Annotated in this window: 15 protein-coding genes; 8 read left to right on the plus strand and 7 right to left on the minus strand. The window is 71.9% G+C overall.

Annotated elements, in window-relative coordinates; translation table 11 throughout:
- Nucleotides 1-164 precede the first annotated feature (164 nt).
- Both IG64_RS19255 and IG64_RS19260 read right to left on the minus strand, forming a co-directional pair.
- Complete coding sequence (locus tag IG64_RS19255; protein ID WP_037857853.1) at nucleotides 165-1,817, minus strand: amidohydrolase; 1,653 nt, start codon at nucleotides 1,815-1,817, stop codon at nucleotides 165-167.
- An 87-nt stretch (nucleotides 1,818-1,904) separates the two neighbouring features.
- A complete protein-coding gene (locus IG64_RS19260; protein ID WP_051813101.1) occupies nucleotides 1,905-3,245 on the minus strand; it encodes an MFS transporter in 1,341 nt (446 codons plus the stop codon).
- 169 nt (nucleotides 3,246-3,414) lie between these two features.
- Between IG64_RS19260 and IG64_RS19265 the strand changes: the two genes are divergently transcribed.
- On the plus strand, nucleotides 3,415-4,341 hold the full coding sequence (locus tag IG64_RS19265; protein ID WP_234438554.1) for a LysR family transcriptional regulator: 927 nt from the start codon (nucleotides 3,415-3,417) through the stop codon (nucleotides 4,339-4,341).
- A gap of 906 nt (nucleotides 4,342-5,247) precedes the next feature.
- Here IG64_RS19265 and IG64_RS19270 read toward each other — a convergent pair.
- From IG64_RS19270 to IG64_RS19275, 3 genes are read right to left on the minus strand one after another with little or no spacing between them, the layout of a single operon-like run.
- Nucleotides 5,248-6,183 carry a DUF72 domain-containing protein gene (locus tag IG64_RS19270; protein WP_037857854.1) on the minus strand — a complete coding sequence of 312 codons (936 nt, stop codon included), beginning with the start codon at nucleotides 6,181-6,183 and terminating at the stop codon, nucleotides 5,248-5,250.
- Entirely contained in the window at nucleotides 6,084-6,956 is an 873-nt protein-coding gene (locus tag IG64_RS43265) for a DUF1684 domain-containing protein (RefSeq protein WP_420709944.1), read from the minus strand. The genes IG64_RS19270 and IG64_RS43265 overlap by 100 nt, the downstream gene beginning before the upstream one ends.
- Entirely contained in the window at nucleotides 6,953-7,804 is an 852-nt protein-coding gene (locus IG64_RS19275; protein WP_037857857.1) for a helix-turn-helix transcriptional regulator, read from the minus strand. Before IG64_RS19275 ends, IG64_RS43265 begins: the two co-directional genes overlap by 4 nt.
- A 138-nt stretch (nucleotides 7,805-7,942) precedes the next feature.
- Between IG64_RS19275 and IG64_RS19280 the strand changes: the two genes are divergently transcribed.
- The 3 genes from IG64_RS19280 (at nucleotide 7,943) to IG64_RS19290 (ending at nucleotide 10,618) form a co-directional block, all read left to right on the plus strand.
- Nucleotides 7,943-8,230, plus strand: a complete 288-nt coding sequence (locus IG64_RS19280; RefSeq protein WP_037857859.1) for an Atu4866 domain-containing protein — start codon at nucleotides 7,943-7,945, stop codon at nucleotides 8,228-8,230.
- Nucleotides 8,231-8,330: 100 nt separating this feature from the next.
- On the plus strand, nucleotides 8,331-9,767 hold the full coding sequence (locus IG64_RS19285; protein WP_037857862.1) for an MFS transporter: 1,437 nt from the start codon (nucleotides 8,331-8,333) through the stop codon (nucleotides 9,765-9,767).
- A gap of 83 nt (nucleotides 9,768-9,850) precedes the next feature.
- Complete coding sequence (locus IG64_RS19290; RefSeq protein WP_037857864.1) at nucleotides 9,851-10,618, plus strand: SDR family NAD(P)-dependent oxidoreductase; 768 nt, start codon at nucleotides 9,851-9,853, stop codon at nucleotides 10,616-10,618.
- Here IG64_RS19290 and IG64_RS41210 read toward each other — a convergent pair.
- Both IG64_RS41210 and IG64_RS19295 read right to left on the minus strand, forming a co-directional pair.
- Nucleotides 10,605-10,760 carry a hypothetical protein gene (locus IG64_RS41210; RefSeq protein WP_158771604.1) on the minus strand — a complete coding sequence of 52 codons (156 nt, stop codon included), beginning with the start codon at nucleotides 10,758-10,760 and terminating at the stop codon, nucleotides 10,605-10,607. The two genes, IG64_RS19290 and IG64_RS41210, sit on opposite strands and share 14 nt — an antisense overlap.
- A 419-nt stretch (nucleotides 10,761-11,179) precedes the next feature.
- Complete coding sequence (locus IG64_RS19295) at nucleotides 11,180-11,635, minus strand: MarR family winged helix-turn-helix transcriptional regulator (RefSeq protein WP_051813103.1); 456 nt, start codon at nucleotides 11,633-11,635, stop codon at nucleotides 11,180-11,182.
- Between the two features lie 207 nt (nucleotides 11,636-11,842).
- Between IG64_RS19295 and IG64_RS19300 the strand changes: the two genes are divergently transcribed.
- Genes IG64_RS19300 through IG64_RS19315 form a run of 4 tightly spaced genes read left to right on the plus strand, consistent with a single transcriptional unit; the run spans nucleotide 11,843 to nucleotide 15,376 of the window.
- Nucleotides 11,843-12,820 carry a TAXI family TRAP transporter solute-binding subunit gene (locus IG64_RS19300; RefSeq protein ID WP_037857865.1) on the plus strand — a complete coding sequence of 326 codons (978 nt, stop codon included), beginning with the start codon at nucleotides 11,843-11,845 and terminating at the stop codon, nucleotides 12,818-12,820.
- Nucleotides 12,817-13,542 (plus strand): class II aldolase/adducin family protein, encoded by a 726-nt coding sequence (locus IG64_RS19305; protein WP_037857866.1) that lies wholly within the window; start codon nucleotides 12,817-12,819, stop codon nucleotides 13,540-13,542. The genes IG64_RS19300 and IG64_RS19305 overlap by 4 nt, the downstream gene beginning before the upstream one ends.
- 51 nt (nucleotides 13,543-13,593) lie before the next feature.
- Nucleotides 13,594-14,361, plus strand: coding sequence for a dienelactone hydrolase family protein (locus tag IG64_RS19310; RefSeq protein WP_078884095.1), 768 nt, complete (start codon nucleotides 13,594-13,596; stop codon nucleotides 14,359-14,361).
- A gap of 31 nt (nucleotides 14,362-14,392) precedes the next feature.
- Nucleotides 14,393-15,376 carry a hypothetical protein gene (locus IG64_RS19315; protein ID WP_037857867.1) on the plus strand — a complete coding sequence of 328 codons (984 nt, stop codon included), beginning with the start codon at nucleotides 14,393-14,395 and terminating at the stop codon, nucleotides 15,374-15,376.
- Nucleotides 15,377-15,385 lie beyond the last annotated feature (9 nt).

Here is a 15,385-nt window from a genome sequence, read left to right on the forward strand (position 1 = left end):
TCGTCATGCTGGTGCAGAAGTGGTGAGGACTGCCGTGCGCGCCGGAGCGGCGCCGCCACCAGGGGAGTCGACCGGTGAACCCGGACCGTTTCGGTTCAGGTTCCAGGGCAGTACAGACGCCCTCGATCGATTCGGGAAGACCCGCGGTGGCCCGCGCCGGCGGTTCAGGAGACCCGCAGGGCCCCCGTGTCGTGGGCGATCCGGCCGCCGACGACGGTGGCCGCGACCGTCACCTCCGCGATGCGCTCGGGAGCCACGGCCAGCAGGTCGTCGCTCAGGACGGCGAAGTCCGCCAGCCTGCCCCGCGACAGGGTGCCCTTGACGTGCTCCTCGTGGACCGCGTGGGCGGAGCCGACCGTGTACGCGCGCAGGGCCTCCCGGGCCGTCACCGCTTCGTGCGGGGCGATCGGCAGGCCCGATGCGGTCCTGCGGTTCACCATGTCGTGGATGCTCAGCAGCGGATCGGGCGCGACGACGGGCGCGTCGGACGAGCCCGGCAGCACGACCCCCGCGTCGAGGAACGAGCGCATGCGGTAGGCGAGTTCACTGCGGACAGGACCGAGAGCCGCCAGCAGGCCGTCACCGATCTCCGAGAGGAAGCGGCCCTGCGGCACCGGGATCAGCCCCAGTCCGGCGATCCGGGCGACCTGCTCGGCGCTGGTGACCGCCGCGTGCTCGATCCGGTGGCGCACGTCGGCGCGGGGGTGCACGCGCTGCGCCTCCTCGTAGGCGTCGAGGACGATGTCCAGGGCCGCGTCCCCGATGGCGTGCGTGGCGATCTGCCATCCGCAGCGGTGCGCCTCGACGATGTAGCGGCGGATCCGCTCGGGTTCGTGCTGGAGCAGGCCGCTGTTGCCCGGGGTGTCGTGGTAGTCGCAGCACATCGCCGCGGACCGGCCGATCAGCGAACCGTCCGACATCAGCTTCGTCGGTCCGACGCGCAGCCATTCGTCGCCGAAGCCGGTGCGCAGGCCGAGGTCCAGTCCGTACCAGTCGGCGCCCGGCTCGAAGGCGCCGCAGTCGCGCAGCGCGGTGATGTACGGCATGACGGTCATGCGGACGCCCAGCTCACCGCGTTCCCGCACCCTCATGTAGGCGTCCAGGTCGGCGGGGCCGTTGCCGATGCCGTCGGTGACACCGATGCCCGGCTCCGTCACGCTGGTCAGTCCGACGGCGAGGGCGGCCCGTGCGCCGGCGGCGATGTTGGCGGTCCACTCGGCGACGGGCTCGGGACGCAGTGCCCGTTCGACCAGCTGCATCGCCGTCTCCTGGAGCAGCCCCCGCGCCCGCCCCGCCGCGTCGCGCACGACGTGGCCGCCGGGCAGGTCGGGCACCGCGGAGAGGTCGCCGAAGCCGGCCCGCCTGAACGCCTCCGTGCTGGCCACGCCCATGTGGTGCGAGGTGTGCACGAGCCACACCGGGCGGCCCTGTGCCGCCTTGTCGAGCGCCTCGGCGGTCGGATGGGCGCCGATCTTGTTCTGGTCGTAGCCCGCGCCGAGGATCCAGGCGTCCTCGGGCAGCGTCGCGGCCCGTTCGGCCACCGCCGCGTACAGCGCGTCGAGGCTCGGCGTGACGGCGTACGAGAGGTCGAGTTCGCGCAGTCCCTTGCCGACGAGGCTGAGGTGGTGGTGCGCGTCGTTGAACCCGGGGACGGCGGGGGCGCCGCCGAGGTCCACGACCAGGTCGGCCGTGCAGCCCGCCAACTCCTCGTCGAGGGCCGCGATCCGGCCGTTGAGGACACCGAGAGAGCGGGCGGTGGGGCGGTCCGGGTCGAGGGTGGTGAAACGTCCGTTGCGGAAGACGGCGTCGAGACGCACGGGTGGTCAACTCCTTGGGTGGGGCCGGTCGGCCGCCGCGGCGCGGATGCTCGCACGGCGGCCGCCCGGTCGGTGAGGTGAAGGCCGTCAGACGGCCGCGGGAACGGGCTCGACCCGGGGTGTACGCCGGCCGGTGGACCGGGCGAGCGCGGCGACGCAGGCCGAGGTGACCAGCAGCAGGACCGCGTAGAACGCGACCACGGGCCAGATGGAGCCGCCCCCGGACGTCAGCAGCGACTGGGCCACCAGCGGGGTCGTACCGCCGATGAGGGTCGAACACAGCTGGTAGGACAGGGAGATGCCGGTGTAGCGGATGCGGGAGGGGAAGGCCCGGGCGAGGAACCCGGCCAGGACGGCGTAGTACCCGGAGCCGCTGACGATGCCGAGCGCGATGCCGCAGAAGACGAGGACGGGCCGCGCCGTGTCGATCATCAGGAACATGGGGACGGCGACGACGACGTTGACGAGCAGCGAGCACACCATGAACCGGGTCTCCCCGGCCCGTTCGGAGAGCAGGGCGGCGTACGGCTGCCACAGGAACTGCACCACGGTGATGCCGAGCAGGACGTACAGCATCGTCTGCCGGCTCATGTGCAGCTCGTTGGTGGTCCAGGACAGCACGAACGTGTTGGTGAAGTAGGCGGCGGAGATGCCCATGATCGAGGCGCCGATGCCCAGCAGCACGGTCCGCCACGCGGTGCGCAGCACCTCGGCGACCGGGAGCTTCACCACCTCGCCGCTCTCCTTGACCCGTTCGAAGTCGTCCGACTCCTCGACCCTGAGACGGATGACGAGGCCGACCACGACGAGGAGCCCGGACAGCAGGAACGGCACGCGCCAGCCCCAGGACGTGAACGCGGCGTCGTCCAGGGTGCCCGCGGCGAGGAAGACCAGGGTGGACAGGATCGCCCCGGCCGGAGAGCCCTGCTGCACCAGCATGGCGTACAGGGATCCCCTGCCCTTGGGGGCGTTCTCGGAGGCCATCAGGACCGCGCCGCCCCACTCGCCGCCGACGGCGATGCCCTGCACGGCGCGCAGAAGTGCCAGCAGCAGGGGCGCCGCTGTGCCGATCTGCGCGTGTGTGGGCAGGACGCCCACCAGGAAGGTGGCGGCACCCATCATCACGAGCGTGGTGACCAGGGTGCCCTTGCGGCCCATGCGGTCCCCGAAGTGGCCGAAGACGATGCCGCCCAGCGGTCTGGCCAGGAAACCGACCCAGAAGGTGGCGAAGGAGGCGAGCACACCGGCGGCCGGCGACACGTCGGGGAAGAACAGCTTGCCGAAGACGAGCGCGGACGCCGTGCCGTAGATGAAGAAGTCGTACCACTCGATGGTGGTGCCGACGAACGCGGCGAGGCCCGCGCGGCGGGCCCGGCGCGGGGCGCGCGTGCTTGCGGCGGCGGAAGAGGCGGAGCGGGCAGCGTTCATGAGGCCTCCGGCGGACACGGGGCTCTTCGGCGAGCGTGGCGGACGGCCGGGAGGACCCGGCCGGGACCGGTGACGAAGGACCCGGGGCGGTGAGCGGACAGCCATAGTGTGAATTCGGCCGGTCATACGGTCTAATACTTGATTACTCGTCTTCCCATGCCTCGAAGGCATGGGCGGCTCACCGGAACCGATGGAGGCCGTGGTGGAACTCCGCGTGCTGCGCTATTTCCTCGCCGTGGCGGAGGCCAGGTCGGTCACCGCCGCGGCCCGCCAGGTGCACGTCGCCCAGCCCTCCCTGTCGCGTCAGCTGAAGGGGCTGGAGAAGGACCTGGGCGTCGGCCTCTTCACGCGCGGCCCCGGTTCCCTGACGCTGAACGCCGCGGGCCGCCGCTTCCTGCCCATCGCCCGGGACCTGGTCCGCCGCGCCGAGCAGGCCGCCGAGACGATGGCCGCCACGGGGCGGGGAGAGGAGGCCTCCCTGACCGTGGTCGCCGCCGCCCCCACCGTCGCCTACCTCCTGGCCCCGTTCATGGCGGAGGGCGGTACCGCGGGGCCGGCGCTCCACGACGCCCTCCAGGAGGAGCCGAGCAGGGTCTTCGACACCCTGCTGCGCAGCGACGCCGACCTGGGTGTCTCGACCACTCCGGCCCCGGCCCCGCTGGAATCGGCCTTCCTGGGCCGCACCCCCGTCGTCGCCCAGGTCCCCGCGCGTCATCCGTGGGCCGAGCACACCACGGTCACCCTCGCCGAACTGACCGTTGAGCCGCTGATCGTGATGCCGCGCTCCCACGTGGCGCGGCTGGTCGTCGACGAGGCCGTCAGCCGGGCGGGCCTGACGCCCGCGGGCGTCATCGAGAGCGGCTCGTCCGCCTTCGCGCAGGCCCTCGCCGCGCGGGGCCGGGGCGTGTGCCTGGTCACCGACGACGCGCGCTTCGGCCTGCGCGAACTGATCGTCCGGGCGCCCGGCGGCCCCCTCACCGTCCCCCTCTACGCGGGCTGGGACGCCTCCCACTACGCCCGCTCCGCCATCCTCACCCTGGTCGACGGTCTGAGAGAGCACCTCGTCCATCGCCTTCGGCGCTACCCGGGCCTGTGATCCGGGGCCTGCGAGGCGGCGCGGTCGTCGTAGAAGCCTCACCGGTCCTGTGGCCGGGCGGACCATCCGCGCCGGCTCAGCGGGTCGGGGCGCGGCAGCGGGCGGGAACCGCACCGAGGACGAGGTGGGCGCAGTCGCCGCCCTCGGCCGCGTTCCCCCGCAGTTCGGCGATGCCGGGCGACCACCGCGTCGGTGACGGGAGGGCGGCACCGGCCACGCCGTCGGGCGTGCCCGGTCACCGGCCGCCGCGACGGGCAGCGGCGCGCGGACGGGATCCCGGGAGCCTTGCGGGTTCGGTCGCGGGGGAGCCGCGTCGGGAAGCGGCCGATGTCCCGGTCCGCCAGTTCCTTCGGGTCAGCGCTTGATGCGGCTGCGTATGGCAAGGACCGCCAGCGCGAGCAGGGCAGGCTCGGTGAAGCGACTGACCATCTCGGTATACGTGCCCCAGGTGGTGAGGTCCTGACCGCTGGATGGGCAAGTTGCGGCCTTTATGGCCTCACCAGACCTTCAGCGGACGGTACTTGGGAATTCGCTAGAGCACCAACCTCGAAGAAAACACCCACGATGTTCATCGCCGGCGGGCCCTCCGCTTCGCCGTGCGATACCCGGCGTACCACCAAAGGTTGATTCACCGAATCTCGACTGGGCTGGTTCAGTCGATGAAGTCGCGACGGTGTACGTACGGCTCTGGCTCGTACACGGCAAGGAGGACGGCTTCGGCATGGCCGGGCTCCTCATGCCGCCGGCGCGCTTGGCCCTCTTCGAATGTTCCGGGAGCAGCGGTCGCCGACACCTCGGCGCCGCAAGGACTCGACCTCGACGCCGAGCCCGGCCGGCTGCGGGGTCTCAACGACGCCTGCCACTCGCCCGTCGCCACCGCCGGCCTCATCGGCCATCCGAACGTGGTCAGCCATCCCAGCCGGTCCCCGGCAGCGGGACAGCCGTAGGCCGCGGCTGGTGCGGTACCCGCGCCCCCAGCAGGCGCCGCATCGTCTCCGCTGCGCGGACCGCCGCGTCCGCGCAGCAGTTGTTGAACAGGACGTGCACCTGTTCCGTCCGCTCGGCCAGGCCCCGCACCCGGGGCACCCACTCCGCCAGCTCCGCCTCGGTGTATGTGTGTCGGTAGGCGTCCTCCTTGGACCCGGTGCCCCAGAGCGGGCTGCGCCCGTGGAAGCGGACGACGGCCAGCCGCCGTGCCGTGACCGGCGCGGAAGGCGGCATCGAGGTCGGCAGGTGCCGGGCCGTGTCCACGGCGACCGCGGTGGCGTCCAGATCCGCGAGCAGTGCCGCGGTGGCCGGCTCCCGGTCGCCCCGCCACCAGTCCGGATGCCGGAACTCGACGGCGAAAGGCCAGCCACGGGCCCGCTCACGGCAAGCGCGTACGAACGCCTCCGACCGTGGGCCGGGCGTGAGCGAGGGAGGGAACTGGAACAGCACGGTCCCGAGCCGTCCGGCCCGTCGCAGCGGCGCCAGCCCCTCGGTGAAGCGCGCCCACAACTCGTCGAGCAGGCCCGCGTCGTGGCCGCCGGGATCGGGGGTGCGCCGCCGGCCCAGGGCCGGCCGCAGGTCGGCGGGCAGCGCGTTCGGGCGCGTCGGATGCCCCGTCAGCAGGGAGAAGGCCTTGACGTCGAAGACGAAGCCGTCCGGCGTCCGCTCCGCCCACAGGCGGCTTGTGCGTTCGCCGGGCAGCGCGTAGTACGTGGAGTCCACCTCGACGACGGGAAACCGCTCGGCATAGAACCTCAGCCGCCCCTCGGCGTCGCGCCGCCCCCGTGGATACCAGCCGCTCGCCACCAGTGCTCGGTCCGTCCAGGAACAGGTGCCCACGAGGATGTCGCCCATGAGGGCCGTATTACCCGTGGGCGCCCGGCCATGTCCGGCTGGGTGGGCAGGCTCACCCGTCCGTCCTCGCCGGCGCCGGAGATCATGAGGGAGCGGCCCGCGCTGCGGCTGGTCACGCCGCTCGTGCGGTCGGTGAAGACGGCGTTCAGCACCCCGCCGGAACGCAGCGCCCGCAGGGTGCACCTGTGAGCGCCGTACTGGATGCGCGCGCGGCGGGGGAGTCGTACGCGTGCTCGTCCAGTCCCGGATCGACGGAGCGTGTTCGAACTGGGTGATTCGTACGGTTCGTGATGACCCGCCACCACCCAATCGGGACCGGCGAGAAGGCGGGGACTCCGCGGAAGTTCCGCCGCGTGGGAGCGTGCGGGTCGTGGACCACGATCACGCAGGTCCCGCGGCAGGTGATGCCGAGCTCCAACTCGCCGGGCAGATGTTCTGGATGCGTCTCGCCCGGGGTGAGGTGGCCCGGGCGCAGGTGGCCGTCCTCGTCGGTGTGGCCGCGGCACCGGCACCGGCTTCTCGCTCACCGGACTCAGGCGCAAGGACGAGAGGGCAGCCCGTGTCACGACGTGTCCCGACGAGTCGGCCCCCGGTGGGACGGCCGCCCTCGGAGCGGTACGCCACGGTATGGAGGACTCGCCGCGAGCCGCACTCGGCAGAGGGCGTCGGCCGCCTTCTCCCAGAGGACGCGCCGGGCCGGCTGCCGGCCTGCCTGACGACCGGTTCTCCCTGGGCCCGACTCTGGCCTGAGCCGTGGTGCGCGCGGGACTCACTGTCCGGCCGAACGGGACGGAGTCAGCTTCCCGCTGGCGTGCAGGGTGCCGAGGAGGGCCAGGGCGTGGGCGGAGGGGCTGCCCGGCTCGGCGTGGTAGATGACGAGTTGCTGGCCCGGGGCGTCGCGGACGTCGAAGGACTGGTAGGTGAGGGAGAGAGGGCCGACGTCCGGGTGGAGGAGTCGCTTGGCGTCCTGGGTCTTGCCGCGCACGGTGTGCTGCGCCCACAAGCGTCGGAACTCGGTGCTGTGCCCGGTCAGCGTGTCCACGAGGTGGCGCAGACGCGGGTGCTCGGGGTCGAAGCCGCTCGCCTGGCGCAGATTGGCCACGGCGGCCTGCGCGGCCCGGTCCCAGTCCTGGTAGAACTGCCGCCCGGCCGGGTCGAGGAAGGTCATGCGGGCCAGGTTGTCCGCGGGGGTGAAGGGGGCGTAGAGGGCGTCGGCCAGGGCGTTGGCGGCCAGGAGGTCGAGGGTGCGGCTCATGACGAACGCGGGGGTGTGCGCGTAGCCGTCCATCAGCTGGCGCAGCGCGGGACTGACCTGCTCGCTGGTGTGGAGGCAACCCCGGCCGTCCGGTGACACCCCGGCAAGACGGTGCAGGTGGGCGCGGGCGTCCGCGTCGAGCAGCAGGGCCCGGCCGAGGGCGTCCAGCACCTGGGGGGAGGGGTGCCGCTCACGGCCCTGCTCCAGCCGGGTGTAGTAGTCGGCGTTGACTCCGGCCAGGACGGCGACCTCCTCGCGGCGCAGTCCGGCGACCCTGCGCACGCCGTGACTCGCCATGTTGACGTCCTGTGGCCGCAGGCCGGCGCGGCGCGCGCGGAGGAACTCCCCGAGGTGGTTGTCGTCCATGGATCCCAGGCTAGGCGGTGCCCGCGCGCGCTTCCCGGGTGTGCCGCACCCAGGCAGGAAGGACCCTGGCACCCCTTCGCTGAGCTGCGCAGACTCGGTCGGGCACCACAGCTGACGCTCACCGACGAAAGGAATCCGATGACAGGCGACGCGCGCAGCGACCGGAACCGCGGGAACGCCGACGTGGTCGGCATGTGGGTGACCGCGGACGGCCACATCCGCCAGGAGCTGCTGCCGGACGGGCGCTACGACGAGGCCCGGGGAGACCGGCGCAGCGCGTACACCGGCCGGTACACGGTGACCGGCGACCACCTCGACTACGTCGACGACACCGGCTTCACCGCCACGGGCGACATCCGCGACGGCGTGCTCCACCACGAGCACCTCGTGCTCTACCGCGAGGACCGGGCGGAGAAGCCCTCGTGAGGGAGCGCGGCAGCGTCGCCCTTTCCCACGTCCACGGACACGGAGTCCGCCGCGGTACGGGCCCCGTCCCGCCCGACCGTCCCCGGAAGAAGGCAGAGCGATGAAACAGACCGGCGAAAGCACCACCGGCACCGTCGGAACCGGACCCGTCGCGGGGGTTCTCCCGTCACCCGGCACTCCGGCGCTGCTGGTGCTGTGCGCGGCTCATTTCATGGACGCCATCGACCTGTCCGACGTGGGCGTGGCCCTGCCGGTCATCCAGCGTGACCTCGGTATGTCATCGGGTTCCCTGCAGTGGGTCGTGTCCGCCTATGCCCTCGGCTACGGCGGGTTCCTCCTCCTGGGCGGCCGGGTCGCCGATCTGTTCGGCCGACGACGCGCCTTCCTCACCGCGGTCGCCGTCTTCGGCGTGGTGAGCGCACTGGGAGCGCTCGCGCCGAACGGTGGCCTGCTGGTCGCGGCGCGGCTGATCAAGGGCATCGCCGCCGGCTTCCTGGCACCGGCCGCCCTCTCCCTGATCACCACCGGCTGGCCGGAGGGCCCGCGGCGTGGCCGTGCTCTCGGGTGGTACGCCACCGCCGGCGCCTGCGGCTTCGTCGGAGGGCTCGTTCTCGGCGGCGTGCTGACCGAAGTGTCGTGGCGGCTGGTCTTCGCCCTCCCGGTGCCCATCGCCGCAGCGGCACTGCTCGCAGGGCTGCGCCTGCTCCCGGCGGACCGCCGGGACGGCGCGCGCGACAGGATCGATGTCCCGGGTGCGCTGACGGCCACCGGAGCACTGGTGCTCTTGGTCTACGCCCTCACCCGGGCTCCCTCGCACGGTTGGCTGTCCGCCCGCACTCTCGTCCTCTACGTCGCCGCGGCCTGTCTGCTCGGCCTGTTCCTGCGTGTCGAGTCCCGCGCACCCAGTCCCTTGGTGCCGCTGCCCTTCCTCATCCGGCGCGCAACCGCCGGCACCAATCTGACGGTCTTCGCCATGTGGGGCGCCTACACGTCCTTCGCGTTCCTCGCCACGCTCTACCTGCAGAACGTGCTGGACTGGACGCCGCTGCAGACGGCCGGCGCCTTCGTCCCGCTGGGCCTCGCCAACGGCGCGCTGGCGCCGTTCGCGGGACGGCTCGCGACCCGGTTCGGCGTGCACAGGACGATCGCCGCGGGGATGCTGCTGCTCGCACTGTCCTACGCGTTGTTCTTCCGGATCGGGCCGGACAGTTCCTTCCTCACCGTGGTCCTGCCCGTCATGGTCGTCAACGGCATCGGCACCGCCGCGACGTTCCCCGCGCTGAACATGAGCGCGGTGGCCGGGGTGCCCGACCGGGACCAGGGGCTGGCGGGAGCTTTGCTCAACACCTTCATGCAGATCGGCGGTGCTGTCGTCCTCGCCCTCGTCACGGCAGTCGACGAAGCCGGGCAGCGGGCACACCGCAGTGACCCTCTGGCGGGCTACGGCCCTGGCACCGCGGTCATCATCGCCGTCGTACTCGCCGGCCTGGGCGGCACCCTCCTCCTCCGGCACCGGACCGGCAGCCGGGACCACTGACGAGGTGGTTCCTCACTCCACCACCGAGCCGTCCGGCACCACGCACGGACACCCGGCCCACCACCCCACCAGGGAGCACCCGCATGACCTCCACGACCCCGTCCGCCGAAGCCGCCGAGTTCAGCGGGAAGACGGCTCTCGTCACCGGCGCCGCGCGTGGCATCGGCAAGGAGACCGTGGCACTCCTGCACGCCCGCGGCGCACACGTCGTCGCCGTCGACATACGGCCCGGACTGGACTCGCTGTCAGCGGAGTTTCCAGGGGTCGTGACGGTGACCGGCGATGTCACCGCGGAAGAGACCGCCACTCGCGCGACAGGGGCCGCCGTCGATGCCTTCGGCGGGCTGGACATCTTGGTCAACAACGCCGGGCGCACCCTGAACAAGCCGGTCACGCACACCACCGCACAGGACTGGGACAGCGTGATGGCCGTCAACGCCCGCGGCGCCTTCCTCTTCGCCCGGGAGGCCTTCCGCGCCATGGAGGAGCGCGGGGGCGGGGCCATCGTCAGCACCGGCTCCTACGCGTCCACCGTCGGGCTGCCCGAAGGGGTCGTCTACAGCGCGTCGAAAGGCGCGCTGGCCCAGCTGACCAAGGTGCTGGCGCTGGAGGGCGGCCCCCTGGGCATCCGCGCGAACCTCGTCGCCGCAGGCGTCGTCGAAACCGACTTCCTCGACACCTTCCGCCCCGACAGCCGCGCCTACCTGGCGTCCTTCGCGGGCGCCCACCCGCTGGGCAGGGTGGCGCAGCCCCGCGAGATCGCGGAAGTCCTGTGCTTCCTGGCCTCGCCGCGATCCTCTTTCGTGACGGGCGCCGTACTGGCCGCGGACGGCGGCTTCACCGCGGCCTGATCCGCCGCGGCAGCAGCCCGCCGCGTACGAGGCGCTCTCCGCCGAGGTGTCCTCGCGCGAGGATCTGACCGATGTCCTGGTGGGACTGGTCCAGGTCGGGCCGTCCCGGCGCCGCGGCGCGGTCCTCGCCTTCGGACTGCACCTCACCATGCTGCGCGATCCCGCGCTGCGCGCGCCGACCCGGGAGTGGACCGGGTTGGTCATCCAGCAGCCGGTCGGTTCGCAGGATTCTTCCGGCCGTTCGACCAGCAGGGTCCGCAGCGGCAGCACGCCGTCCCCCCCCGTCCACGGGCCGCGTCCTGAGCGGTGCGGGAGGCTTCCTTGCCGTGGCCGGGCTCGAAGACGTAGCGGGGGCGGGCCCTTGGCGACGGCATGTCCCGCCGCCGACTGGGCGCCGTCCCGCGGCTCCACCACTCCACCGACTTGTAAAGCTTCGGCGGCTGCGGCCGATGCCTGCCCTGCCGCGACCTGGCGACCTGCGTTCTGGTGCCTTCCTCCCCGGTGGGGACGCCCCTCTTTCTGCGGGTGGGGTGTGCCGCCTACGGGGTCGGCGTGTGCCGCCTACGGGGTCGGCGCCAAGATGCGGGCAAGTTCCCACAGGTCGGGCAGTGCGGCGCTGATGCGTTGCCCGGCCCCGGCCGGCAGCTGCTGCAGAGCCTCCTTGATCGCCTTGCTGAGGCTCTCGTTGACTTCCTCGCCGGCTGTGATCATCTTCCCTGTGGGATGCAGCTCCACGTACCGTCGGTCGTGTTCACCGGGGCGGCGGTCGATGAAGCCGTCGCGGGTCAGCCGGGTGACCAGGGTGCTCACGTTGTTGGGCTGCATGCTCAGGGCGGTGGCGATCTCGCCGACACTGATGCCCGGCCGGCTGTCGATGAGGCGCAGAACCTCCACCTGGGCGAGCGGGCGGGTGGGCTGGCCGGTCGGTGGCGTCTGGCGCTGGCGGAGCGCCCGGTGCAGCGTCCACGCAAGACGGATCAGGTCATCGGGCAGCTGTTCGGACTCTCGCTCGCTCACCTGCCCACTGTACCTCTAAAGCTAGAGCTGTATCCCCCGTCGGGCCGCGCCGGGTCACGGATGGCTTGACGGGAGGGGCGAGGCAGATGACTCTAGCAGTAGAGGTATAGCCGTAGATTTACCCGCTCGCTCTCTCGCATCCTGGCGCTTCGCCTTCTATGCTGGCCGAATCGCAGGACATAAGTCCTCGTATTCAGGACTGGAGCCATGGGACCCACCACCGTTTCGGCCGGCCGACCGGCCGAGCCGAAGATCGAACGCTCTCTCACGCTGCATCTGCGCGGCGACTGGGGCACCGCGAACCTGCACCGGGTCTGCGGATGGATCGCCCAGGAACTCGCGGACCGTTGCGGGCCGCACACGCGGATCGCGACGTGGAACAGCAGGGGCTTCAGCGACGCGGTACGGGCCGTGGGCCGGGGAGAGGTGCAGGTCGCCCTCACCACACCGGCGGCCTTCGCCGCCGCGGCGCTCGACGGCCGCGGCGTCTACGCGGACGAGTTCTTCCCCGACCTGCGCGCTCTCGGTGTGGTGCCGCAGCGGGACCGCCTGGTCGTGGCCGTGCACAAGGACCTCGGCGTCACCACTTTCGCCGAACTGCGTCGGAGCAAGCCCGCCCTGCGGCTCGCCACCTCCGTCCATGACGGCGTCAACCACGTGGGACTCGCCGCACACGAGCTGCTGACACGTGCGGGCGTCGACGTGGCCGGCTGGGGCGGCGAACTGCTGGAGGACGAGCGACCGTTCGAGTCGTTGGACCATGCCACGCAGGGACGGGCGAACGCCATCGTCCATGAGGCGATCATGCTGCCCGCGTGGCAGGAGATCGGCCGTCATTTCACCTTCCTCGAAGTCGAGGACGACGTCCTGGACAGCCTCCATGCCGACTTCGGCTGGCCCGCGGCGGTCGTCGACGACGAGTACTTCCCCGGCCGGGCGGCCTTCAGGACCCTCGACTTCTCGGACTTCCTCGTGTGTGCCCGCGCCGACCTGGCCGAGGACGTGGCCTACGCCATCGCGTGGCTGCTGGGGGAGACGCGGCACATCATCGAAGGGCAGTACCGGCACCTGGCCCCGGAACGCAGCCCCGTCACTTACCCGCTCGACCCCGTCACCATGGGCAGGACCCCGATCCCCCTGCACCCCGGGGCCGCCCGGTACTACGACGCCCTGCCCGCCGCATGACACCCGCCCAGGCCCGCGGACTCGCCGTGGAAGCCTCCCACGCCCTGGCCGCGGCCGGACAGGGGGACATGGTCTGGGGGCACGTCGCCGTGCGCGACCCGGACGGCCGTGGCATCTGGATCAAAGCACCCGGCTGGGGCCTCGAAGAGGTCCGTGACGACCGGCTGCAGCTCGTCTCGTACGAAGCCGAGGTGCTGATCGGCGAAGGGGCTCCGCACAAGGAGTGCCACATCCACCTGGAAATACTGCAAGCCTCCCCGGACCTGGACTGCACCGTGCACACCCACGCGGTGTCGGCCATCGCGTTCGCCGCCCTCGACGTGCCCCTCCTGCCGCTCTCCCACGAGGGCGCCCTGTTCGCGGGAGAGGACGTGCCGAGGTTCAGGGATACGGGTGGGCTCGTCAGCAGTCCCGAGCTGGGCAGGGCTCTCAGCGCAGTGCTCGGCGCAGCCCCTGCCGCTCTCATGCCCAAGCACGGGCTCGTCGCCGCCGGACACACCGCCGCGGCAGCCGTCATGCACGCCGTGCTGCTCGACAGTGCCTGCGCCGTCCAGCTCCGGGCGCAGGCGGCCGGGCGGGCGGTCGTCCACTCCGACGTCACAGAGGCCCGCGCCAAACGCGCCCAGTGCTGGCCTGACAGCCAACTGCTGGCCGGTTACCGCTATCTCGTCCGACAGGCGGCCACCACGCGCGCCGCCTCCGATTCCTCCGGCCCCGCCTGAGACGCGCCGTCCCTCGACCGCCTCATGCCAGCTCAGCAAAGGACATGTGCCATGAACGACCAGCCCGACTCCGCCGCAGTCGCCACCGACTGGACCACCGTCGCCACCGACTGGACCACCGTCTCCACCGGGGACGGACCGATGCGCGTCTTCGTCGCGCGGCCCGCACAGCCCTCCGACCGGGCCGTGGTCGTCCTGCAGGAGGCGTTCGGCGTCAACGACCACATCCAGGACATCGCGTGCCGCTACGCCGCGCGAGGCTTCCTCGCCCTGGCCCCGGACCTGTTCCACCGCAACGGTGCCGGCACCCTCGCCTACGAACAGCACGCCGAAGCCATGCCGCTGATCGGCGCCATCGGGCCGGAGGCGATCGTCACCGACGTCGAAGCCGCCTTGGCCCACCTCGCCGAGAAGGAGAACGTGCCCGCCTCCCGCACGGCGATCCACGGCTTCTGCTTCGGTGGCCGCGCCGCCTTCACCGCCGCGACCGGTATCCGCGGCCTCGGCGCCACCGTCGTCTTCTACGGACCGGGCATCGCGGCCGGCCCGCACGCGGTCCTGGACCGGACCGCGGACATCGACGCCCCCGTGATGCTCCACGTCGGCGCCCAGGACCCCACCATCCCCGGCGACCAGGTCGCCGCCATCGAGGAAGCCCTCACCACCGCGGGCGCCACCTTCGAGAGCCACGTCTACGAAGGCGCCGGGCACGCCTTCGCCTGTGACGCCCGCCCGCACATGTACGTCAAGGACAGCGCCGAGACCGCCTGGCAGCGCACCCACGCCTTCCTCGACAAGTACCTTCCCGCTGCTTCCTGATCACCGCTTCCCCGACGGAACAAGGACGTTCATGGGTACTGTCACCGAAATCGTCGCGGTCGTCTGCGCCGACGAGCCCTCCCGCACGATCGAGCGGGACGAGCACCTCCTGCTGTCCCCTCCGCACCCCAATCCCTTTCCGGTGAAGCTCTGGAGGGATCACGAACCTCTGAGTGTGGTGCACTTCCCCCACGCGTACGAGCCCGTGCCGTTCGCCCCGCCGCGCGGCGTCTACGAGAGCGACCAGGTCCGCGTCGAATGGCAGACGATGGACAACCGGCAGCCCTTCTACCACCGCAACTGCGACGTCGACGAGATCTCCTACCAGATCACCGGCGAACGCACCCTCATGACAGAGCTGGGCACGGTCGAGCACCGGCCGGGAGAGTTCTCCCGGCTGCCCCGCGGTGTCGCCCACGACAACTACGGGCGGCGCGAGAGCCACCTGCTCTTCTACACGCCCGCTCCCGTCAGGGAGGAACGCGCCCCCGTCCGGCGCTCCGAAGCCGTGTTCCCGCCCTTCCCCGGCTGGGAACCGGGCGACCTCAACGAGGCGGTCACCCAGTGCATGGGCACGCCCGGCCACGACATCACCGTCGCCCCCGTCGACGAACGGCGGCTCCTGGAGCAGGTACACGCCGAGAAGGAACGCCTCAGCGTCCTCACCGGAACCGAGGATGTCGGCACGACCTGGCTGTACCGCTGCGCCGGCTTCCGTCTGGGGTCCGTGCGCCTGACGCCCGGGCCCCGGCGCGTCTACCGGCGCACCCTGGACGCCGACGAGATCCAGTACCAGATCAGCGGCCGCCGGACGCTGGTGAGCCAGCGGGGCATCGTCGAGCTGGGGCCGGGCGACTTCGTCCGTGTTCCGCTCGGCATCGCGCACACCAGCGTGTGCGCCGAGACCAGCGAGCACATCGCCCTGTTCTCCGACCGTGAGCTTCCGCAGATCGCCGAGACGACCAGGACCGCCGAGCCGTACACCCGCGACCGCCTGGCCGCGCTGCGGCACTGAAACGACGTA

It is taken from the genome of Streptomyces sp. NRRL S-340, from assembly GCF_000720185.1.
Lineage (GTDB): Bacteria > Actinomycetota > Actinomycetes > Streptomycetales > Streptomycetaceae > Streptomyces.